The 606-nt window shown below is 40.4% G+C and carries 1 pseudogene; it reads left to right on the top strand.

Annotation, left to right across the window (positions count from 1 at the left end):
* The first annotated feature begins 33 nt into the window (after positions 1-33).
* Positions 34-530 (top strand): annotated as a pseudogene (gene rfaH, locus J1785_RS00435) (transcription/translation regulatory transformer protein RfaH).
* The last annotated feature ends 76 nt before the right edge of the window (positions 531-606 follow it).

The raw sequence follows: 606 nt of genomic DNA, 5'->3' as shown, positions 1-606 counted from the left end.
ATTATATACAGTAATTAATTTTATGAGGTTACTATGAGCGCAGAATGGTATTTGCTTTATTGTAAAAGTGGTCAGTCCAGTAGAGCGCAGGCACATTTAACAAATCAGAAGGTCCATTGCTTCAATCCGGTTATAGAAGGCCAGCTCTTGGTTAAGGGGAAGATCAAACACGGCGTCGAACAACTCTTCCCGAACTATATGTTTGTGAAATTTTACCCAGAGGTCATTCACACGACCACTCTTGCAGCAACAAGGGGGTCAGTCACTTTGTTCGCTTCGGTACTAAGTTAGCAACTCTTGCGGACAGCTTCATGGATGCGTTAGTTGAACGAGTCCCAAGACACCAGAGTAGTGAAGGTTTTGGGATACGGAGTGGTGATAAAGTGGTGCTTACCGACGGGGTTTTTGAAGGGTTGGAAGCCATCTTTCAGGAAGTAGATGGCGAATCACGTTCTATGTTGCTTTTGAACTTGGTAAACCAAATCGTTATTGAATCAGTTCCCAACATGAATTCTTATAAATGTGCATGATGTAAATGGAAAAATGTTATTTCCAACATTAATGGCCATTTTTCGTATTTATTTTTAATACTTACCAATCAGAATC

The organism is Rahnella perminowiae (genome assembly GCF_019049755.1).
Lineage (GTDB): Bacteria > Pseudomonadota > Gammaproteobacteria > Enterobacterales > Enterobacteriaceae > Rahnella > Rahnella perminowiae.
This window is presented reverse-complemented; position numbering and strand designations above follow the sequence as displayed.